This is a genomic window from Streptomyces sp. S6, assembly GCF_054880855.1.
Genome location: NZ_JBTYMC010000682.1, coordinates 1 through 996, shown reverse-complemented (window position 1 = coordinate 996; position 996 = coordinate 1). Strand labels below are relative to the sequence as shown.

Genomic DNA, 996 nt, shown 5'->3' with positions numbered 1-996 from the left:
TCGTCCGCGACGACCGCCCCCGCGACCACGCGTCCGCCCCGCGCCCGGTCCTGCTGGGCCTGCGCGGTGACGCCGACGACGACGCGGCCGTCTACGCCTTCCAGGAGGCGGAGCGGCGGAAGTCGCCCCTGCGTGTCCTGCACGCCCCGCTCCACCGGCACACCGTCCCGGAACTGCCCTCGCCGATCCCCGGGGACAGCCCCGGCCTGCGCCGCCAGGCACAGCAGGAACACGCCGAGCGCGCCGTCCCCCGCTTCGGCGTCGCCCGGCTGCGGGAGGCCCACCCGGACGTCCCCGTCGACATCAGCGCCGTGACCACCGACCCCGCCCACGCCCTCCTGGAGGCCGGCCGTGAGGCGTCCGTCGTCGTCATCGGCACCCACCGGCACCCCGGGGCGGTCGCGCACACCCTGCTGAGCCGCTCCCACTGTCCGGTGGTGCTGGTGCCGGTCACCGGGTGAACCGGACACACGGACAGGAGGTGCCATGGCTGTGTCCCCCACCACCCACGAGCCACGTCCCCTGGTGGCCGACTCCTGGGCACGCTGCGCCGCACACGGGGTACGGGCCGACGCCGTGCCCCCGGTGCACGGCGCCCGCACGGAGCTGGACGAGCGGCGCCGCGCCCACCCCCTCGCCGCCGCCCTGCCCCTCCTGCGCGACCTCCTCGGCCGGGACGCGGCGCAGGACGGACACGTCTTCGCGGTCACGGACACCGACGGCACCCTCCTGTGGGTCGAGGGCGACCGGGCGGCGCTGCGCCGCGCCGAACGGATGCGGTTCGTCGAAGGCGCCCGCTGGTCCGAGCGGCTGGCCGGGACCAACGCCCCCGGCACCGCGCTGGAGCTGGGCCGGGCCGTCCAGATCGTGGCGGGCGAGCACTACGGCACCGCCGTCCACGCCTGGTCGTGCGCCGCCGCGCCCGTCCGCGACCCCCGCACCGGACTGGTGCTCGGCGCGGTGGACCTCTCCGGCGGCCCGAGCATCGCCACCCCG

Annotated in this window: 1 protein-coding gene and 1 pseudogene; both read left to right on the top strand. The window is 77.6% G+C overall.

Annotated elements, in window-relative coordinates; all coding sequences use genetic code 11:
* Nucleotides 1-461 (top strand): universal stress protein (locus ACVNF4_RS36415; protein ID WP_461807089.1); only part of this gene is annotated, 461 nt, incomplete at its 5' end.
* Between the two features lie 25 nt (nucleotides 462-486).
* A pseudogene (locus tag ACVNF4_RS36410) lies at nucleotides 487-996 on the top strand (GAF domain-containing protein); the annotation flags it as partial.